The organism is Paraburkholderia phytofirmans OLGA172 (assembly GCF_001634365.1).
GTDB lineage: Bacteria > Pseudomonadota > Gammaproteobacteria > Burkholderiales > Burkholderiaceae > Paraburkholderia.
Window position 1 is genome coordinate 2,678,684 of sequence record NZ_CP014579.1, and the last position, 19,676, is coordinate 2,698,359.

The following is a 19,676-nucleotide window of genomic DNA, read 5'->3' on the forward strand; positions in this document are numbered from 1 at the left end:
GCCCGGTCGCCCGGCGCTAACGCAATGGCTTCGCAAAGCTGAGTTCGTGACCGTCGGGATCGCTAATGTGGAAATAGCGCTCGCCCCAAGGCGCATCGGACGGTTCGAGCGACGGCGTCAAACCCGCCGCCAGCGCCTTCCGGTAGAGCGCATCGACGTCCGAGACATAAATGATCACGCGGCCCCACCAGTTGACTGGGGCGCGCGTATCGACGATCAGGTTCAGATACGAACCGCCGAATGCAAACGACGTAAACGCTTCGTGCGAACCGCCGAATTTGATCGGAAAACCAAGCGCTTCGTAAAACAGCACTGCGCGCGGCATGTCGCGGGTGGCGAGCGTGATGGCGCTGAGCGACTCGATGTGCGGCTCGCCCGGGTCAGTCGGGTCGGTCGGCGCGCCCGACGAGGCAGAGGCTGCGGCTGAGGTGGCGGGTGAGTTCATGGCGGCTGTCTCCTTGTTGGCATGGTAGCGCCTGATCGGCTTGTATGGCGTGTGTCGCGTACCCTGCCGCGCCCACACTTGAAAACCCGTCCACCGCCCCGCATCTCGACTCCCGCTTATCCGGAGCATCGCCATGGGAAGCCGTCCACGCTTCATCGATGACCTGCCGCGCGCCGCATCCAACGCCCCCGGGCCCGATCCACTCAACGCTTTATCCGACGACGCTCTGCTCGACGCCTATTCCCGCACCGTAATCGGCGCGCTGGAACGCGTACAGCAGGCGGTCGCCTTCGTTTCAGTCGAACGCCGGCTGCCCGGCGCCCCCTCCGGGCGCGAGAGCCGCGGCGCGCGCGGCGGCACCGGCTCGGGTTTTCTGTTCACGCCCGACGGCTATTTGCTCACCAACAGCCACGTCGTGCATGGCGCCACGCACATCAAGGTGACGCTCGCCGACGGCGCGAAATTCGACGCCGATCTGGTCGGCGACGATCCCGGCAGCGATCTCGCCGTGCTGCGCATCGGCTCGCCGGAGCCGTTGCCGCACGTCGAACTCGGCGAATCGTCGAAGCTGCGGGCCGGCCAGATTGCGATCGCGGTCGGCAATCCGCTCGGCCTCGCGCAAACCGTGACGACTGGCGTGGTCTCGGCGCTTGGCCGTTCGCTGCGTTCGAATTCGGGCCGCATGATCTACGACGTAATTCAGACGGATGCCGCGCTCAATCCCGGCAATTCGGGCGGCCCGCTGATCAATTCGGCCGGTCAGGTGATCGGCGTGAACACCGCGATCATTCCCGGCGCGCAGGCGATCTGCTTCGCCACCGCGATCGATACGGCCAAGTGGGTCATCATGCAGATCTTCGCGCACGGCCGCGTGCGGCGCGCGTACATCGGCGTGGCCGGCACCACGAGGCCGCTGTCGCGCCGCGTGCAGCGCTATTTCGCGCTGAGTTCGGAAAGCGGCGTACACGTCATGGAAATCGTCAAAGGCAGCCCGGCCGCGCTCGGCGGTCTGCGCACCGACGACACGATCGTCGCGATTGATGCGCTTGCCGTCCAAGACGTCGATAGCCTGCAACGCACGCTCGACGCCTCGCGTATCGACAAGCCGGTCAACGTGACCGTGCTGCGTGGTGCGCAACGGCTCGAATTGACCTTGACGCCGGTCGAGCAGACAAGCTGACTGAGTGGCTGCACAGCGGCTCAAAGAAGTTTCGCGCTCCTCTTTTCGCTCCGTGCCTTTTCGCTCCGTGCCTGACGCGCCATTAATCACGCAGAAAAAAAAGGCCTCACACTCAATGGAGTGCGAGGCCTTTCTTCTGCCTGCGGCGCATCTGCAAAGATGCGCCGCTCAGGTGCACTGAAACAAGTTAAATCAAACGCTCACTGAATCACCCGCGTGACACCACGGCCGCGCGGATCGGCTGCGGCTTCCGGCGTATCGCCATTGACCTTGATCGCCTGGATGTCGCCGCTGAAATCCTGCCCCTTCAGCGTGTAGCCCTTGGCTTCGATCTGCTTGGCGAGCTCGCCGTCGATCGGCTTGTACGGCTCCCAGAAAATCGTGTTCGGCGGCAACAGCTGGTGATGGAAGCGCATCGCGCCGACAGCTTCCGGCAACGGCATGTTGAAGTCGTAGATGTTGTTGATCACCTGGAAGATCGACGTGAAGATGCGCGAGCCACCGGGCGTGCCGATCACGAGCGACACCTTGCCGTCCTTCGTCAGAATCGTCGGGCTCATCGACGACAACGGGCGCTTCTTCGGTGCAATCGAATTCGCGTCGCTGCCCACCACACCAAACATGTTCGCGACACCCGGCTTCGCGGAGAAGTCGTCCATCTCGTCGTTCAGCACGATGCCCGTGCGATCCGCCACCACCCCCGAGCCAAAGTAGCCGTTGATGGTGTACGTGTTCGACACGGCGTTACCCCACTTGTCGATCACCGAGAAGTGCGTGGTTTCCGCTTTCTCCGGCATCGTTGTGCCCAGACCCGGCTGCACGCTCTTCGTATCCGACGGCGTATTCGGGTTCACTTCCGCGGCACGCTTGGCGATGTATGCGTCGTCGGTCAGTTGCGCGACCGGCACCTTGTAGAAATCCGGATCGCCGAGATACTGCGCACGATCGGCGAACACGCGCTTCTCGATTTCAGCGATCAGGTGCACGTATTGCGCGGAGTTAAGCCTGACGTCCTTGAAGTCGGGCGCAATGTCGGCCTTCATCTTCAACAACTGCACGAGACCGATACCGCCCGAGCTCGGGGGTGGCGCGGTAATCACGCGATAGCCGTTCCAGTTGGCCTGGATCGGATGACGCCACACCGCCTTGTACTGCTGCAGATCGGCCTTCGTAATCAGACCGTGACCGCGCATGGACGCCGCGATCAGATCAGCCGTCTTGCCCTGGTAGAAGTCTTTCGCGCCCTGATCCGAAATGCGTTGCAGCACGGCGGCGAGATCCGGTTGCTTGAAGTTGACGCCCTGCTTCAGGTTGCCAAAGTAGGTATCGAAGTTGGTCTTGCCGGCAAAGTCTTTCGCGGCGTCGTCGCGGCGTTGCTGCAATTGCTCGCTGACCTCGAAGCCGTCGCGTGCGTAATGAATGGCCGGTGCGAGCACCTGCTTCCATTTGAGCTTGCCGAAGCGGCGCTGCGCTTGCCACATGCCGTCGACGGTGCCCGGCACGCCCACCGCGCGATAACCGAACAGACTCATGTCCTTGATGACCTCGCCCTTGTCGTCGAGGTACATGTTCTTCGTCGCAGCCAGTGGCGCGCGCTCGCGATAGTCGAGGAAGTACGGCTTGCCGTCGACATACAGCGTCATGAAACCGCCGCCGCCGATATTGCCCGCTTCCGGATACGTCACGGCAAGCGTAAAGGCAATCGCGACTGCCGCGTCGACGGCGTTGCCGCCTTCCTTGAAAATCTGTTCTGCGGCATCGGCGCTGTACTTGTCGGCGACCGCAATGGCGGACGCCGTGAGAATTGCCGGTTGCGCTTTCGCGGGCGCTTTAGCAAAGGCCGGGGTGACTTCGAGAAAACCGCTTGAAACAGAGACGAGTGCGACTAGCGCAAGTCCGCTAACGGACGACTTGGCGTTGTGAAACAACTTCATTGGATATCCCCCAAGACGACTTCTTCATCTGACGATAATGAAAGCTGCCTTGGGCTTATAACATGCCGATCCGGCATATGCGAAGCCGTTACACGCTTAGGGTGCATGCTGCAGTACACAAAAACGCCCCCTTCATGACGCTAATTGTTGCGGATAGCGGTATTCGAATCGGCATCGCACGCGGTTGATGCACCGCGTCACAAGGCGCGGCGCACCGCGCATTGAACACTCAAGCATTCCCTCTGCTGCCGCGTGCGATTTCATCGCCGGCGCCTTGCGGCAAGCGCGCGGTCACCGGAATCGACAGGAACGAGAACAGGCCGACCACGAGGAACGCCGGCCAGAAGTCGGAGAACACGATGCTCGAATGACCCTGCACGTTATGCGAGATTTGCAGCACGATGCCGGCGATCGTCACGCCGAGCCCCAACGAAATCTGCTGGATCACGCTCGCGACACTCGTCGCACGGCCGACGTCGCGGCTCGGAATATCCGCATACGCCAAGGTATTCAACGAGGTGAACTGCAACGACGGGAAGAAGCCGCCGAACAGCACCACACACCAGATCAGCCAGTGCGGCGTGCCGGGAAAGAACAACCCGTAGACAGCGATCGCGAGGCCCGCGCAGCCCGCGTTGAACATCAGCACCGTGCGGAAACCGAAACGGCCGAGAATGCGCGACGCGGCCGCCTTCATGAAAATCGAGCCGAACGCGGACGCGCAGGTGATCGACCCCGACTTGAACGCCGTCATGCCAAGTCCCTCCTGCAATGCAAGCGGCAACAGAAACGGCACCGCGCCGAGGCCGATGCGAAACAGCGAGCCGCCCACCACGCTCGCGTGAAAACTCGGAATGCGCAACAGCCGCAAATCGAGCACCGGCAACTCGACGCGGTTCGCGTACAGCACGTACATCGCGAGCAGCACCACGCCGATCACGCACATGCTGACCGATACCGTGTTGGGGACGAGTTCGCCGCCTACCAGCGAGAGCCCCAGCATGAATAGTGACGCCCCGCTCGCCGACAACGCGAAACCGGTCCAGTCGAGCCGGCCGGGATGCGCTTCGCGCACGTTGGCAATGTGCTTGTTCGCGAGCCAGATGCCCAGCAGGCCAATCGGAATGTTGATGAAGAAGATCAGGCGCCAGTGCAGATAGGTCGTAATGAAACCGCCGAGCGGCGGCCCGACCACGGGACCGAGCAGCGCAGGCACCGTCAGATAGTTGACGGCGCGGATGAAGTCCGACTTGGGCACCGAACGAAAAATAATGATGCGACCCACCGGCACCATCATCGCGCCGCCGATGCCTTGCACGAAGCGAGCAACCACGAAGGTGCCGAGCGAAGTGGACGCCGCGCACATCAGCGAGCCCGCCATGAAGATGCCGATTGCCGTGCGAAACACCGTGCGCGAACCGAAGCGGTCGGCGACCCAGCCGCAAATGGGAATGAAGACACCGAGGCCGATGACATAAGCCGTCACGGCAAGCTTGAGGGTGATGGGGTCCTGGCCAAGGTCGCGCGCCAGAACTGGCAGCGACGTCACGATGACCGTGCCGTCCACGTTTTCCATGAACATGGCACACGCGACGATCAGCGGAACAATAAAAGTGCCTAAAGCGAGAGGCATTGGCATGACGGCGGGTTGCAAGGCCACCGGTATAAAGGGGCAATTATCGCACCGCATCGACAACAGATGTTGCCAAACGAAGCGTTGCCGTATTCACGCGAATGACGCGCTATTATCCGCCGCCCGATAGTTGAGCGCGCAACGAGACTGCAAGGACCAGGAAAAACAGGAGTGAAAAAGAAGCGAAAAAACGACGCGATGGCGAGCCGGCATACAGCCGGCTCACCATGCAATACAGCAGCGATTCGGGAGCGAGACTTAGCGCGAGGCGCTGACCAGCGGTTGCAGCTGCGGCAGGATCTCGGTGCTGGCGCGAGCGACGTCGTTCGGGAAGTCGATCTCGATCCACGGCAAGCCGGTCACGTCGGCCGTGTCGAACACCTGGCTGCGCTCCAGCAACAGGTCGCGCACCGCTTCTTCGTGCGGCATGTTGGCCCGGCCGCTATCCACGTAGCCCGCGACGATCTGCGTGAAACGTTGCGCGGTTTCCTGGCGGAAGCGGAAGAAGCCGACCGATTCACCAATGGTGTCGTACGCGAGATTGACGGCGAGCTGCTTGCGCAATTCGACCGGCACGCCGTCTTTCAGGCAGAGCTTGACGGGCTCGTCGCCCGCTTCGAAATCACGGTCGATCAGCAGACGGTTGATCGTCTCGCCCGCCACCAGCGCGCTCAGAATGCGCTCATCGTAAAGCACGTCGGCGTCCATCAACAGCACGTCGCCGCCGCGCGTCAGCGCCTCGGCCACCGTGTGCACCGTCAGCACGCTGCCCAGGTCGTAACGCGGGTTCAGGACGGTTTCCACCTTATGCGGCCAGTTGATCCGCTCCAGTTCCGCCTGCACCGATTCCGGCTGAAAACCGAGCGCCAGCACGACATCAGTCACGCCGGCAGCGTCAAGCATTTGCAGATGCCGTTCGAGCAGGCTCATACCGTCGAACTGCAACAGGCACTTCGGAAACTGTGCCTGCGGCGGTTGCTGGAGACGCAGGCCGAGGCCCGCTGCGAGGATGATGGCACGCATGCGCGGTCCTTTGAAAAAATTCGGAAATTAATTGATAACCTAAGCGTCAGCCTAATCGGCAACCGGCACGCGCGCCGTGGCGCGCCGCCGTTGCCAGCTTCGTTCGCTGAAGTGCAAAACCAGCAGCCCCGGCAAACCCAGCAGGATTTCACGCGCGCGCTTGGCGAGCGACAATGCCAGCGCCGCATCCGGCGGCAGACCCACGAGCGGCGCAAGCAGCAGATACCCACCCTCCTGCACGCCGAGCGAGCCCGGGATCATGAACGCTGCGCCACGAATCGCCTGCCCGAGACTTTCGAGCAGGAGTGCATCGACCCAGCCGACCGGATGGCCGAGAAAACGCAGCGCGAGCCACACTTCGACCGTGCCGACGATCCAGCCCACCAGACTCAGTGCGAAGCTCGCCGCAACGCGACCGCGCTCGCGGTACATCGCCTGCACGGCGGCGTCGACGGCTTCGGCGCGCGTCATCAGCGACGACCAGTCGCGCTTGCCGAACACCTTGGAGACCACGCCCAGCAGACGGCCAAACAGGCCACGCCGCTGTGCGTAATAGAAGCCAGCGATCATCGCGCCCAGCACGCCAGTGGCAATAAGCGTAGCGATTCGCAGATCGTGAAGCGCGCCGTGCGCGGCGTAAGCGCCGAACAGCAGCAGCCCGAACAGTGCGAAAACGATTTGCGCGAGCGCCTGCATCGTGGTGCTGACGGTGATGGCGGCGGCCGCATCGCGCATGCGCATACCGCGCTGGGACAGTTGCCGCACCATCACCACGGGGCCGCCGATCTGGCCGGCCGGCAACAGGCTATTCACCGATTCGCCGATCCAGCGTGCAAACAATGCATCGCGCAGCGTCACAGCGTGATGCACGCCGTCGCGCCGGCGCTGGAACAGCAGCGCGATGGCGCCGGCGTCGAGCACCAGCGGCACGAGGTGGAACGCCGCGACCAGCATGAGCCCCCAGCCTGCCGCAGCCAGCGCCGCGGCGACGGAACCGAAACCCTGCCACGCGAGCAGGCCGACAAAAAGCGCCGTCCCGATCGACAGCAGAATCAGGGCCGCGCGTGTCATGCGAGGTCCTTGCCGCGCCTGGTCATCTGACGGAAAACCTGGCGGAAACCGAAGTACGCGATGGCGTCCTTCATGTTCGAGATGAAACGGCGCCACGGCCGCATGTTCGGGTTGGTGACGTATTCGAAAGTCAGCGACACGCGCATTTCATTCGCGCCAGCGGGCGTGATGCGATGACGCAGCTTGTCGCCGTCGAAGAACACCAGGCCGCCTGGCGGAATCTGTACCGAGCCCGGCTGGTCCGGCACGTCCGGATTGCGCGTGTGCAATTCGTAATCGAGCCGGCACGACGATTCGTCGATCACGCCGAGCAGCAGCGTGTAGCGGCGGCCGTCATAGTAGGAAGTATCGTAGTGCCAGCCGATGTGGTCGCCGGCACGCGTGTAGTAATACAGCGCATACGCGTGCGGATCGTCCGCGGGCGAAACCTGCAGCTTGTCGCCGCTGAGCTGCTCGAGCCAGCCGATCAGTTCCTTCGAGCGATACAGCTCGGCGATGAACGGCGCGAGGCGGTCGATCGTATGACGGCTTACGCTGCCGCCCTGCTTGTGGCCCGGCAGATAGTTGCGGTTCACTTCGTCGAGCAGACCCCGCGCGCTCTGGACGAGCTGGGCGGTGACTTCAGGCGCGAGGAAATCTTCCAGATACAGGAACGCGTCCTGAGCGGCGAAATCCCTGACGAGACGCGGGGTGTCGAACGTGCGCGTGCGGCTCGCAACGGCACGCCCGGCATTCGGCGCAGGCGCGACCGGCATGGCCGACAAAGAGGCCGACGAACGTTCAACTGAGATTGGCGCGATCACGTCGTCTTCGGCGTGCATACTCATTTGCTGGCCCACATTTGACTGGTTTCCGACGCCTTGGCGGGAGCGGCCGCCAGGTGCGCGACGCGCCAGTAGTCGACCACGACCCAGGCGGCAAAGAGCGGCGCGCCGATCGACGCAACGACGATGAACGGCATGACGACGCCCGTCAGCGTGACGATGGGTAGCAGATACAGCACGTCTTCGGTTTCGAAACCGCCGACCGACGCCTGCTTTGTACCCGCCTTGCCCGCCATATCCTCGATGCGCATGCGCAGGAAGAAAATCAATGCGACTGCAACGCCCGCCACGGCACCGAGCCATCCGGGTGCAACTTTCAACGAGCCGACATGCGTCGTACCGATGCCCATGCCGACGAACAACATGACGGTCACGAGCGCGTCGCAAGCCAGATCGTAAAAATGACCGATCCGGCTCGACTTGCCGCCGATGCGTGCGAGTTCGCCATCCGTGTGGTCGACGAAATTCGACAGGACGATCAGAAAGGCGCCCGCATTGGCCCAGGCAAATCCGCCGTGAGCAAGGCACAGTGCGCCAGCCAGACCAATCAGCAGGCGCAGCGTGGTCAAGTGGTTCGGCGTGACCCAGGTGTTGACGAGCGGCGTGACAAGCCGGCGGGCGAGCCTCGCGTCCCATGTTCTGGGGGTCGGAACGTTCAATGGAATTTGTTGTCGCGAATTCATAACCCGGAAATATATACGGGATCGTGAAAGCTTGCTTCCTTCCTTAACGCTTTCTTAAGGATCCGTCGTTGCCGCTGCGTGCCAGGCGCCGCGCAAAATATGCCAAATCACGTTAAAGTGCGAACCCAGTTGCGCCTGTCACGCCAGATCCTTTCGATACGCAACGTCCTTCGGGTCGCGACACCCGGCCGCCGCCCGTTGCGAACACACTACATCGAACGCGGGTCGCTATTCACGCCTATGAAATGCTTGTTTTCTTCTGTACTCCTTGCTCTGGCCATCGCGGCACTGCCGCTCACTAGCCACGCCGCAGCCCTCGATGCGCCGCTGGTCTGCAATGAGAGCGGTCATCAGTTCATTGCCGACCTCGTCGAGCAACAATTGATCGACCCGAAACCGACGCGGGTCGAAAGCAACTCCATCAATGCGTTTTCGCCGACGCAGGGCGCCGACCTGACCGCATTCGGCTTTCACGTTTTCGCGGTGGTCGGCTACGAAAAAGACGATCCGATGTTTCGCGTCGGCAAAGGTGAACCATTGGCCCGCTCGGCCTATGGTGTCGTGGTGTTTGGTAGCGAATCAAAGGTCCAGAACGCGGTCACCGCGGCCGGCAGCACAGCGATCGTCCATCGGGTGGCGCCGCTCGTGACGGCGATTTTCTGCAAGCGGAGTTGAGACGGCCGGCCGCGCTGCCCCACGCCGCCCCTACAGTTTGATCCCCGCCGGCCCCCCGTCAGATACCCGACCGTCGTGCCGAAGCGGTCCTGCGAGGATTCTGTGCAGCGAGTGCGAAAGCAAATTGGCAGGCTTTAGCAAGATTGTGTTTAGCATTTCGCTAGCTAAACCAGGCATCACCGGTCTAGCCCGGACGGCGGAATTCGTTTTCGACCCACGCGGCGGCACTCGCCTTGCTCAGCTTGAAGTTCGGCGCGACCTGCACTTGCGCGAGCTGTTCGCCAAATGTGTCGAGCGCGGTCAGCAGCGCGTACGGTTCGTCTTCGTCTGGGACGATGTCGAGCGTGATGTCGAGTTCGTCATTGCCGTCCGCGCTGGCCACGCGCACTTCTTTATGCAACTGGGCGCGCAGTTGCTGCTCATGGCGGCGCAGCACCTCAGAGGCGGTTTTCACCAGTGTGTTGAACGCCGACGTGTCGAGCGGCTTCGGATCTTTCTTGTTGCGGCCCATCGTCCACGGACCGACGAGCGCCGGTTCCGCTTCGCCGTCCTTGATCATTGCGACGGCCCAGCCTTCGTCGTCTTCGTTCTTGATGACGCGCGCGGTCCAGCCGTCGTCGCGCCACAGACGCGCTTCGTGCTGAATTTCGGGCTGCGCTTCGTCCAGGTGCTCGTGCGGGGTTTCGTGGATTTCGGGCGCACCTTCCGTCGTGGAGTCAGCAGCGGTGTCGGACGATGGAAGGGGGGTATCGGTCATTACAGGTTTACTCACGTTCGCGGGGCGGAAACACATCTCAAGCCTGCGATTCTACCCGTCCCGCACACGCCGAATGCGGCCCCCTGACGAACGGACAAGCCGGGGCAAGCTCCTCGCCAATCGGAGTGATGTATTTCGTTATGCGCGGGAACTTACAAATCGATTATAAAAGCGCAAAAAAACGCGGCCCGAAAGCCGCGTATAAAGAAGAAATGAAAAAGACACCCTTGGTCAGGGGTGTGAAGTGAATTGTAGAACCGTAATTCGCCGAGATAGACCATCCGAATTGGAAGAGTGCATTGCAGAAAACTGAATGAATGGAAGATTGCCTGACGGCAGGTTCGAATGGCTCGGGCGATCCGAAGTGGCACATGGCGTCGCTACAAGGCGACTACTCGCTGAGCAGGCGTACCGACGTGTACGTGGAAGGCGCGTACCAGCACGCTCGACGTAGTCATAGTGACGGCGCAAGCGCGCCGTGGGTATACTAAGGCCGGCTGCCTTCCTTGCCGTAACGTCGTTGCGGTCGAACGGCGGCTTCGTCGCGAAGCATGGCGTTGCGTTCAATCGCGTCGCGCTTCGCCCGCGCCCCAAGTTCCCGCGCACGACCGGGGACGCCGACGATCTGACCATGAAACGACTTCTTCTGCTTGCTCCCGCTGCTGCCGTTACCGCTTTTCTCGCTGCCTGCGGTTCCTCCGGCGGCCCCGCCCACGATGCATCCCAACCGATGATGTACGTGTCTTCGCAGCGCGCCCCTGCCTATATCGCCGATTGCCTTGAAAGCAAGCTGTCACGCGTGCGGATGTCGCGCGTAGGCGACGCGACCGAGATCGCCGTCGGCTCCGATTCGAACAACTCATATTTCGTTACGCTGACGCCGCTCAACGCCGGCTCGGTCATCAAGGTGATACATCCCGCGAATGCACCAGACGACCCGCCTGAATCGGAAATGCGCTTCGATATTGCGCGCTGCGCGACCTGAGTTTTTGGTCGCGCGGCTGCGTTTTGAGAACAACACTGAAGGCCACGCCGATGCGCGATTTTTTATATCGCGTGTCGGCTATTTTTTTATCTGTTCATCTGCGAACATAGCCGCCCTTTAGCTTCTATCCGGCGCGCTGCGTCGTGAGGTTCGATGGCATCCAACAAAGCACATCACGCGACTGGGTTCGCAGCCGGCGTCATCGCCGCGGCTGTTGTCGCGCGCGTCGGCGGCGGCGGTTCGTTTCATATCGGCGTGTTCTTGAGTTTCATCGCCGGGGTGGCAGGGAGTACGGCGCCGGACTGGCTGGAGGTGGCTTGGTGGTCGCGCGCGCGAAGGCTGTGGATCACGCATCGTACGTTGACGCATTGGGGGGTGGGGTGGGTCGCGTTGCTCGCGGTTTCTTATCATTGGCTTGGGCGGTCTGTTTATGCTGCGCCGGGGTTTGGTTTTGCTTGTGGTGGGCTGATGCATCTGTTGGCCGATTGGCCCAATCCTTTGGGGGTGCCGTGGGTTGCCGGACGGCATTCCTTGAATCTTTGGAATAGCGGGCACTGTGATTTGATCGTTGTTGCGGCTTCGTGGGTTGCGGCCTGGTTTATTGGTGAGCATGTCTGGTTACATGGTGTGCACGGGGTTTCGGTTTTACGGGCTTTGAGAATGGGCTAGCTCTACGGCAAGGACGGCGGCAAGGACGGCGGCGGCTTCGTCGGCGACGTGGTCCGCACGATGGGCGAAATCACCAGCCGATCGGCGACATCATCGGCGTAATCGACGGCATCGCGTTCCAGACCAACCTCCTGGCGCTCAATGCCGTCGTCGAAGAAGCCGCTGCCGCGGCCCATTCGCTAAAGGATCAGGTGGGCGTGTTGCGCGAGGCGATCTCGAGCTTTGCGCTGCCGGCCTGAGGCCGCAGGCTCCTCGATTCAGGCAGCGAGGCGCGAGGAGAGGAAAGGCAGAGAAAGAGAAGGCGCTCTACAGGCAGAGAGCGCCTCTTTAACACGCCGCGTCGGAGTCGACGCATCAATCGAACGAACCAGCCGCGCGGATTTTTCAACTCCGCGCGGCTTTTTTGTGGCCGCCTGTGGCTGTGACTACGCCTTGCGGTTACGGCCACAGCCCGTCTGCGCCGCGAAGGCGAAGCCGCGCCGTTCAGCAACCGCTTGCCCTACCCGATCCCGCAACCCGATTAAGCCAGATCAGGCATCGCCGAATTCGGCCTGTGTTTCGCCGGCACCGTCACCGTGCTCGGCGGGCGACACCGTGCACGACGTGCCGCCCGGCCACGATCCCCTTGCATGGATCTCGCATCCAGATTACGTTCTCATTACAATCGGGGCAGCGTCGATTGCCGCGGCCAGCGCCAAATGGCTGCGTCACCGGCAACTCAAGATATTCACCGCCGCCGATTCGAGCGGCGCCAGCTAATCCCACTGCACGCCACGCGCGTGTGGCTTTCGTTCGAGGAGCACGCTCGACAGTCACGCGCAACAGGCCACCGGCGCCGCCGGTTTTTCGCCCTCGCACTGCTGTTCGTTACCCGCACTCATGATCCAAAAGAAGAAATCGCAGTCGCACGATCCGTACGCGCCCGTCGCGAAGAACCCGTTGCTGGCCGCGCGCCTGCCAATGTGGCGCTCGAAACTTGTCGTCCTGCTGGTGTTCGGCGCGTTCGCGTCGCTGGCGGGACGCGCGTTCTGGGTCCAGGTGGTCAATCAGGACTTCTACGTCGATCAGGGGCAAAAACGCTATCAGCGCACGCTAGAACTCGATGCGACGCGCGGGCGCATCGTCGACCGAAATGGCTCGATGCTCGCCGTCAGCCTCGCGACCTATGAGATCTGGGCCTCCCCGAAGCTACTCGACGAAGCGGCGTTCGCGCCACTTTCGAAGCTGCTCGACCTGCCGCTGGCGGAACTGCGCCGGCGTCTGAGCGGCGACAAGACCTTCGTGCTGCTCAAGCGCCAGGTGGATGCCGGCACCGCCGATCACGTGAACAAACTGGGCCTCGCCGGCATCACACAGATCGCGGACTCGAAGCGCTTTTATCCCGAAGGCGAATCGGCGGCGCACGTGGTCGGCTTCACGGATATCGAGGACAACGGCCAGGAAGGCGTCGAGCTCGCTGCCAACGAACAACTGCTCGGCGTGCCGGGCCAGCGCGAAGTGATCCGTGACCGTCTGGGCCGGGTGGTGTCCGAGACCCGGCCGCTCGTGCCCGCGCAGAACGGCGACACCGTTCATCTAACGATCGACCGGCGCATTCAGCAACTCGCCTACGCCCAACTGAAGGACGCCATCGCCAAACATCACGCCGAAGCCGGCAGCGTGGTCGTGCTCGATGCGCGCAACGGCGAGATTCTCGCGCTCGCCAACTATCCGAGTTTCGATCCGAACGACCGCGCGCGTCTGACCGGCCGGCAGCTGCGCAATCGCGCGGTCGTCGACACCTTCGAGCCGGGCTCGACCATCAAGCCGGTCGTCGTCGCGCTGTCGATCGACGAGGGCAAGGTGCGGCCGCAAAGCGTCATCGATACTGCACCGGGCTGGTACAAGATCGGCCCGGCCGTGATTCACGACACGTCGAATCATGGCGCGATGACAGTTGCCGAAGCCGTGCAGAAGTCGAGCAATATCGCGCTCGCCAAGCTCGCACTGAATCTGCCCGCCGAAAAGATCTGGAACAAGTATCAGGAATACGGGCTCGGGTTGAGGCCCGAACTGACCTTTCCGGGTGTCGCGTCGGGCAAGGTGCGCCCGTTCAGACGCTGGCGCCCGATCGAACAGGCAACCATGGCGTATGGCTACGGTCTGTCCACTTCGCTGCTGCAGATCGCGCAGGTCTACACCGCTTATGCCGGCGACGGCACCCTGCATCGCGTGAGTCTGCTGCGTACAGACAAAGAAGCGGACAAAGAAGCGGACAAAAACGCGGACGGGAACGCGGACGGGAACGCGGGTGCAAGTGGCGCGGCGCAGGCCACCGGCAAGGGCCATGCGGTCACCACGCCCGCCACCGCGCGCGCGATCCGCTCGATGCTGGAAATGGCCACCGGCCCTGGCGGCACAGGGCGAGCCGCGGCAGTGGAAGGCTACCGGATCGGCGGCAAAACCGGCACAGCACGCAAACAGGTCGGCGCGACTTACGCGAAAAACCGTTACCGCGCGCTGTTTGTCGGCATGGCGCCCATGAGCGACCCACGGCTGATCGTCGCCGTCATGATCGACGACCCGGCCGGCAAGGCGTTCTATGGCGGGACGGTGGCCGGGCCGGTGTTCGGAGCGGTGACGGGTGGAGCGCTGCAACTGCTGGGGGTGCCGCCGGATGCGTGAGAAGGCCCCGCTGCTCCGTTAATCACGCTGCACTGTTCCAGCAGCGCAGGTTTAGCGTGGCGCGTTATTGCTGCCCGCTTTCACCAGCGCCTCGATGCGGTTGCGGCCATTGCGTTTGGCCTGGTACATCGCCCGGTCGGCTTCTTCCATCATCGCGCGGCCCTGCACGGCCGCGTCGGACGGTGTACCGGCAATCGTGCGCGCTGCTACGCCGATCGACACGGTCAACGCGATGCGTTCGCCGTGGTCGTCCTGCAAATCCAGCTTTTCGACAGCCCACCGCACGCGCTCGGCCACCGTCAGCGCATCGGTCCGATCGCCTTGCAGCAGCGCGGTGAACTCTTCGCCGCCATAGCGCGCCACGGTATCGCCCAGCCGCACCTGCTGTCGCACACAGGCCGCCACCGCCGCCAGAGCGCGGTCGCCGGTCTGATGTCCGTAGGTGTCGTTGATACGCTTGAAACTGTCGACATCGATGAACAGACACGCGACCGGTACGCCATACCGGACGGCGCGCATGAGCTCCTCGCGCAACCGTTCATCGAAGTAGCGGCGATTGGCAAGGCCGGTCAGCGAATCGGTCATACCGAGTTGCTTGAGCCGCTCGCGATGCGCGACATTGTCGAGACTCGCTGTCACGATGCTCGCAAAGCGCTCCAGAATATCCGTGGCCATGCCTTCAGCGAAACGCCCCGGATCGTCGCTGCAGAGGCATAGATAGCCGCTGACGGTGTCGCCGGCGGCAAGCGGCAGCAAGATCGCGCTCCCCGGCGTGTCAGCGTCGCCGAAGAACGCGCGGCGCGCCGTTTCATTGAGCTTGCCCAGCTTGCCCAGCCACGGCCGTCCCTCGTCGCATAGCCCCTGGGCGGCGAGACCACCCTCGCGCGACGTTCTCAGATTGGGCTGGTCGATCGCATCCAACGCGCCCGGCTCGAGCAGTTCGAGCAACATCGGCGCGCGGTCGTCGAGCCACAACACCACGCTCGCCAGCGAGAATGCTTGCGGCAGATGGCTGAACAGCGTGTCGAGAAACGACGCGAAATCCCGTGCGCCGATCAACCTCAACTCGACGTTCTGGAAGCGGCGCAGCGTGCGCTCGTTGTGCTGCACAGTATCGACGAGCGCGCGAAGGCGGTCTGAAAGCGGCGTTTGAGCGAGATTCGTCACGTTATCGATGCGGGCGCGGAGGCGGAGCGGGGTCGGCAGCCCCAATCGCTGTAATAACGGCCAATTCCGCGAGGTCTTGAGGGTTGGATCGCCGGGCATGCAAAACAGCAGCTCAACGAAGCGATCAGGCAGTGCGACCCAACGCGGGGATTTTGAGCGGGGTCTTAAGTTTGGCTTAATTCTTACCTGTAACTATGCCGCACAACATCCCCTGTTGAGCCGCCAGAACATTGGCGGCGCTTTTTTTCGAGGGATGTCGCCGACGCGCCGATAGATGGACAGCATGCCTGCGAAGAAGGAGTCAAACGATGGTGGAAGACACGGTATTCGAGCATTTGCGCGCGATGCCCGGCAACGAATGGGTGCGCCAGATCCACTCGTGCAAGGTCTCGGCCCCCTTACAACCCCTTTGGGGACGCTCGTACAGACTCGTCGAATGGACCATGAAACACACCCCCGAATCGAGCCGCCGCGTGGTGCCCGCTGAAAGCACGCCACTCGAAATCGCACAGGCAGTGGTGTCGCACATTCCGGGGCGCCGCTTCTGCCAGCAAGGCGACGACTAATCGCGCAGCCGGCAACCTGCTCTCGGCTTTGCGCGCGCTTTGCCACTTCTTCCTCAAACAACGCGAATTCTTCCGCAGCGGCTTTTGCGACACTCGGGCGCTGCATCAATCGCTTGTAGTACTCAGCAACTGCCGGCCATTGCGACAGATCGATGCCGCCATACGACGCCCAGTTCAGCACGGTGACCAGATAGGCGTCGCCCACACTGAACGCGTCGAGCAGATACTCGCTTCGCGCCAGATGATCTTGCAGAACGCCTGGAAGTCCGATCCATCCGACAACTGTTTCGACTTCGTGTCGACCTGAATGTACCCAGCCTGCGCCCCCGCCTGCTGGCGCAAGCCACGGGCGAACTGGCCGCCGATGCGCAAGCGCCGCTCCTCGCGAAACTCGCGTCGGCGATTCTGCACAACCTCGCGTTGCGCGCTCGCGCGGGCGACTCGCGCGCATCACTGCGGGCGACAGCGGTTGCGGGGGGGCGTTGATATGCGGCAGTGCGGGCGCGTCGCCTGTGCCTGCAACGGGCAAAGCCGCAGCGAAGGGACGTGGACGCTAGGCGGAAGGTGTTTCGCCCGCGCCGTTCGGTTTCCTCTGTTGCAGGGGGGCAAGCCGGTCAACGCGCTCTACGCGTTTCCGTAAAAGGACGGGATATACTGTACATATATACAGGTATTTTTCGTCTGAACAATGCGCCTTCCTCCCTTCGACCCTCCCACGCTCGCCGAACTGCGCGCCTGGTGGCGCACGCGCGACGAGCAGGCCATCCAGCGGCTCATCCTCGAGATCCAACGCCAGCGGCTCACGCTGCTTGAACTGCGCAACCTGATCGACAGCGGCGTCCAGCAGGCGCGTGCCACCGACCGCACACTAGTGGAGCGCGGCGAACCATTAATGACGCTACGCATACGGATTGCGCAGGAAGTGCTGCGTGTTGGCGATATCGACGATACGCGGCAGATAAGCCGCGCCGAACAGGAAAGGCTCGCCGTGCGCACCCAGGGCCAGATGGAATACGCACGCGAAGGCCGCCTGAGGCGGCAGCGCCGGAATATCTAGCGCGGGCAGGCCAGCGTATCGCCGCGCGTCCGAACGAAAATACAGCGCGCGGTTGAGTCAGTACCGCTGGGTCAGCGCGTTTGCGTCGCTACGCGCAGGCCGAGCGAAATGAACAGCACGCCGATGAACTTGTTTTGCCAGCGGCTAAGCCATGTCAGGCGCCTGACGAGTTTGCCCAGCGGACGAATGGTCAGCACGATCAGCGTTGTATAAAGCGCGCTCATGCCGACGAAGATCAGCCCGAGTGTTGTGAACTGCAGGAATGAGGAGCCGTGCTCAGGGCGAACGAACTGCGGCAGGAACGCGAGGAAAAACAGCGCGGTCTTGGGATTCAACACTTCGGCAGGGATCGCCTGAAAAAAGGCTTTAGAAGCGGAAACCGGCGCGACCGCCGACAGATGCGCGCTCGCCTGCTTTTCTCGCAACGCGCGAATGCCCAGATAGACGAGGTACGCGGCGCCGACGAATTTCACCGCATTGAAGGCGAGTGCCGACGTCATCAGCAAGGCCGACAGCCCGACCGATGCGCCTAACGTGTGTATGAAATCGCCAACTGCGACACCAAGACCCGTGAGAATGCCGGCCTTGCGCCCACCATGCACCGTGCGAGTCAAAACCAGCAGCACGGCCGGACCGGGAATCAGAAAGAGCCCTAAAACAACGGCAACGAACGCTCCTAGCGTAGAAAGATCAAGCATGTCGTCTCCTGAGTGGCGCGCCCGATTCAGCAGACCGGCACGCGTTTAGCGGACGATTATAGACATTCGCGGATCGCCCATCGGCGATCCGTTACCATGGTGGGCACAGGGCCACATGAGACCTGCATGAGGCCCGCATTTTTCATTCACTGAAGTCTTTGCCTTGCCCACCTATACCTTGCCCGCGCCGCTTTGCGCGGAACTCGAGATTCGCAAGAGCCGTTTCATCGCGCATGCGATACCGGTCGCCGACCGCGATGCCGCGATGGCCGAATTGCGGCGTCTGCGCAACGAGCATCCTGGCGCGACGCATGTGTGCTGGGCGCTGCTGGCAGGTGGCCAGTCAGGCATGTCCGACGACGGCGAGCCGTCCGGAACCGCGGGCCGGCCCATTCTCGAAGTGCTGCGGCATCACGATCTGGACGGCGTGCTGGCGGCCGTCGTGCGATATTACGGCGGCGTGAAGCTGGGCGCCGGTGGGCTGGTGCGAGCGTATACCGACGCGATTGCCTCGGCTCTGCTGGACGCGCCGCGGGTGGAACGGATTGCTCAGGTTACGCTGATCGTCGAAGTGAGTTACGCCGATGAAGCGAAAGTGCGCAGATGGATCGAGGCTGAAGGTTACGGACTCGTGGACAGCGCCTACGGGATGCTGGTGAAGATGACTGTCCGGCTGCCCGTCACCGCAGTAGACGATGCCCGGCTAGCCTTGGTGGATATGACTCAGGGCAAAGCCGGTTTCTTTTGATCGTGCGGCCCTCCCCGCGAAGGGCGAGGCTGTTTCAATCGTTCGAAAATTCCGGCCCCTGATCCGGTTCAGGAAACGCACAGGATCGGCTCGCTGTTACCATGATGCTCTGTACCGCGATGACTCAACTTGAAAGGCAACTCCTCTGACCTCGACCGACGCTTTTTCCAGCACAGCGCCCGAGTCGCCGCAACAGCGTCAGTCTCTGCGGCAATCGCTCGGCCCCCTGCGCCCGGCCCTGAGATCCGCTGTGCTCAAGGGTTGCGGCGCCGTCGCACTGCCGTTGATGCTGTCCGCCTGCTCCTGGTCGTGGTTCGGCCTGAATAGCCCGCCGCGCGCGGCCGCGCATTCCACCGGCTGGCTCAGCGTCGCCCCCGCAAGCGATTTCGTGTACATGCCGGCTCGCAACGGCCAGGTTTCGCCGAACCGGATCGAAAACACCGCGATGACCGGCATCGTGCTAAAAACCGATATCAACGAGGCCGTGCGCAACGGCGTCGCAAGCAGTTTGCGGATCGCCGGTTTCCATCTCACTGAAGGCGGGAAGGTTCTGAGCGGCAGCATCGAGACGTTCACGGTCGACGATGCGCGGTCGCCGGCATTCTGGACGCTGAAAATGCGCTACATCGTGACCGATGCCGCGACCCAGAAAGTGGTGTTCTCAACCGTCAAGACGGTCCGGCAGAAGTCGCCTAAATTCACCAGTAACACCATTGCCATCGAAGACACGGTCAGGCTGAGCGTCGATGCGCTGATCAGCGACCCGGGCTTCGTTAAATCGGTGAATTGAGCGGATGGGTTCAATCGGCGCGTTCCGCCGATTCGCTACAATCGGGGAAATATCGGGAAAAGCTGAATCGCGCAGAATCGAGGCGTCATTGACGCCTGCCGTCTCGC

General features: G+C 62.5%; 20 protein-coding genes and 2 pseudogenes. 11 read left to right on the forward strand and 11 right to left on the reverse strand.

Features of this window, described 5'->3' with window-relative positions; genetic code table 11:
* Positions 1 to 16 precede the first annotated feature (16 nt).
* On the reverse strand, positions 17 to 445 hold the full coding sequence (locus AYM40_RS31930) for a VOC family protein (protein ID WP_063499983.1): 429 nt from the start codon (positions 443 to 445) through the stop codon (positions 17 to 19).
* A gap of 133 nt (positions 446 to 578) precedes the next feature.
* On the opposite strand from AYM40_RS31930, the gene AYM40_RS31935 reads away from it, so the two are divergent.
* The gene (locus AYM40_RS31935; RefSeq protein ID WP_063499984.1) at positions 579 to 1,625 is read left to right on the forward strand and encodes a S1C family serine protease; all 1,047 of its coding nucleotides are present in this window, start codon (positions 579 to 581) and stop codon (positions 1,623 to 1,625) included.
* Positions 1,626 to 1,825: 200 nt separating this feature from the next.
* Here AYM40_RS31935 and ggt read toward each other — a convergent pair whose 3' ends face one another.
* From ggt to AYM40_RS31965, 6 genes are all read right to left on the reverse strand, one after another.
* On the reverse strand, positions 1,826 to 3,559 hold the full coding sequence (gene ggt / locus AYM40_RS31940; protein WP_063499985.1) for a gamma-glutamyltransferase: 1,734 nt from the start codon (positions 3,557 to 3,559) through the stop codon (positions 1,826 to 1,828).
* 229 nt (positions 3,560 to 3,788) lie between these two features.
* Positions 3,789 to 5,192, reverse strand: coding sequence for an MFS transporter (locus AYM40_RS31945; RefSeq protein WP_063499986.1), 1,404 nt, complete (start codon positions 5,190 to 5,192; stop codon positions 3,789 to 3,791).
* Positions 5,193 to 5,450: 258 nt separating this feature from the next.
* On the reverse strand, positions 5,451 to 6,215 hold the full coding sequence (locus tag AYM40_RS31950; protein WP_063499987.1) for an NTP transferase domain-containing protein: 765 nt from the start codon (positions 6,213 to 6,215) through the stop codon (positions 5,451 to 5,453).
* Positions 6,216 to 6,266: 51 nt separating this feature from the next.
* Complete coding sequence (locus AYM40_RS31955) at positions 6,267 to 7,286, reverse strand: flippase-like domain-containing protein (protein ID WP_063499988.1); 1,020 nt, start codon at positions 7,284 to 7,286, stop codon at positions 6,267 to 6,269.
* The gene (locus AYM40_RS31960) at positions 7,283 to 8,113 is read right to left on the reverse strand and encodes a hypothetical protein (protein ID WP_063499989.1); all 831 of its coding nucleotides are present in this window, start codon (positions 8,111 to 8,113) and stop codon (positions 7,283 to 7,285) included. The genes AYM40_RS31955 and AYM40_RS31960 overlap by 4 nt, the downstream gene beginning before the upstream one ends.
* Positions 8,110 to 8,793: a CDP-alcohol phosphatidyltransferase family protein gene (locus AYM40_RS31965; RefSeq protein ID WP_063499990.1), complete on the reverse strand. Its 684-nt coding sequence runs from the start codon at positions 8,791 to 8,793 to the stop codon at positions 8,110 to 8,112. Before AYM40_RS31965 ends, AYM40_RS31960 begins: the two co-directional genes overlap by 4 nt.
* A gap of 240 nt (positions 8,794 to 9,033) precedes the next feature.
* Here AYM40_RS31965 and AYM40_RS31970 point away from each other — a divergent pair, with 240 nt between their 5' ends.
* Positions 9,034 to 9,468: a hypothetical protein gene (locus AYM40_RS31970; protein WP_063499991.1), complete on the forward strand. Its 435-nt coding sequence runs from the start codon at positions 9,034 to 9,036 to the stop codon at positions 9,466 to 9,468.
* Positions 9,469 to 9,652: 184 nt separating this feature from the next.
* Here AYM40_RS31970 and AYM40_RS31975 read toward each other — a convergent pair whose 3' ends face one another.
* Positions 9,653 to 10,225, reverse strand: coding sequence for a hypothetical protein (locus AYM40_RS31975; protein WP_063499992.1), 573 nt, complete (start codon positions 10,223 to 10,225; stop codon positions 9,653 to 9,655).
* 323 nt (positions 10,226 to 10,548) lie between these two features.
* Between AYM40_RS31975 and AYM40_RS41620 the strand changes: the two are divergent.
* The 5 genes and pseudogenes from AYM40_RS41620 to AYM40_RS31990 all read left to right on the forward strand — a co-directional run.
* Positions 10,549 to 10,671, forward strand: a pseudogene (locus tag AYM40_RS41620) (porin); the annotation flags it as partial.
* Positions 10,672 to 10,856: 185 nt separating this feature from the next.
* A complete protein-coding gene (locus tag AYM40_RS31980; protein WP_181448444.1) occupies positions 10,857 to 11,210 on the forward strand; it encodes a sugar ABC transporter ATPase in 354 nt (117 codons plus the stop codon).
* 153 nt (positions 11,211 to 11,363) lie between these two features.
* Positions 11,364 to 11,879: a metal-dependent hydrolase gene (locus AYM40_RS31985; RefSeq protein ID WP_063499994.1), complete on the forward strand. Its 516-nt coding sequence runs from the start codon at positions 11,364 to 11,366 to the stop codon at positions 11,877 to 11,879.
* A gap of 80 nt (positions 11,880 to 11,959) precedes the next feature.
* Positions 11,960 to 12,046: pseudogene (locus AYM40_RS43925) on the forward strand (methyl-accepting chemotaxis protein); the annotation flags it as partial.
* A gap of 712 nt (positions 12,047 to 12,758) precedes the next feature.
* Complete coding sequence (locus tag AYM40_RS31990) at positions 12,759 to 14,543, forward strand: peptidoglycan D,D-transpeptidase FtsI family protein (protein ID WP_063499995.1); 1,785 nt, start codon at positions 12,759 to 12,761, stop codon at positions 14,541 to 14,543.
* A gap of 51 nt (positions 14,544 to 14,594) precedes the next feature.
* Here the strand turns inward: AYM40_RS31990 and AYM40_RS31995 are convergent, their stop codons facing one another.
* Positions 14,595 to 15,710, reverse strand: a complete 1,116-nt coding sequence (locus AYM40_RS31995; RefSeq protein WP_063500844.1) for a sensor domain-containing diguanylate cyclase — start codon at positions 15,708 to 15,710, stop codon at positions 14,595 to 14,597.
* A gap of 308 nt (positions 15,711 to 16,018) precedes the next feature.
* Here AYM40_RS31995 and AYM40_RS32000 point away from each other — a divergent pair, with 308 nt between their 5' ends.
* Entirely contained in the window at positions 16,019 to 16,276 is a 258-nt protein-coding gene (locus tag AYM40_RS32000) for a DUF2866 domain-containing protein (RefSeq protein WP_063499996.1), read from the forward strand.
* Positions 16,277 to 16,450: 174 nt separating this feature from the next.
* On the opposite strand, the gene AYM40_RS32005 is transcribed toward AYM40_RS32000, so the two are convergent.
* Positions 16,451 to 16,687, reverse strand: a complete 237-nt coding sequence (locus AYM40_RS32005; RefSeq protein WP_063499997.1) for a hypothetical protein — start codon at positions 16,685 to 16,687, stop codon at positions 16,451 to 16,453.
* Positions 16,688 to 16,964: 277 nt separating this feature from the next.
* Between AYM40_RS32005 and AYM40_RS32010 the strand changes: the two genes are divergently transcribed.
* Positions 16,965 to 17,333 carry a hypothetical protein gene (locus AYM40_RS32010; protein WP_063499998.1) on the forward strand — a complete coding sequence of 123 codons (369 nt, stop codon included), beginning with the start codon at positions 16,965 to 16,967 and terminating at the stop codon, positions 17,331 to 17,333.
* Positions 17,334 to 17,404: 71 nt separating this feature from the next.
* Here AYM40_RS32010 and AYM40_RS32015 read toward each other — a convergent pair whose 3' ends face one another.
* On the reverse strand, positions 17,405 to 18,031 hold the full coding sequence (locus AYM40_RS32015) for a LysE family translocator (RefSeq protein ID WP_063499999.1): 627 nt from the start codon (positions 18,029 to 18,031) through the stop codon (positions 17,405 to 17,407).
* Positions 18,032 to 18,194: 163 nt separating this feature from the next.
* Between AYM40_RS32015 and AYM40_RS32020 the strand changes: the two genes are divergently transcribed.
* Positions 18,195 to 18,779, forward strand: coding sequence for an IMPACT family protein (locus AYM40_RS32020; RefSeq protein ID WP_063500000.1), 585 nt, complete (start codon positions 18,195 to 18,197; stop codon positions 18,777 to 18,779).
* Between the two features lie 250 nt (positions 18,780 to 19,029).
* On the forward strand, positions 19,030 to 19,569 hold the full coding sequence (locus AYM40_RS32025; protein ID WP_063500001.1) for a hypothetical protein: 540 nt from the start codon (positions 19,030 to 19,032) through the stop codon (positions 19,567 to 19,569).
* The last annotated feature ends 107 nt before the right edge of the window (positions 19,570 to 19,676 follow it).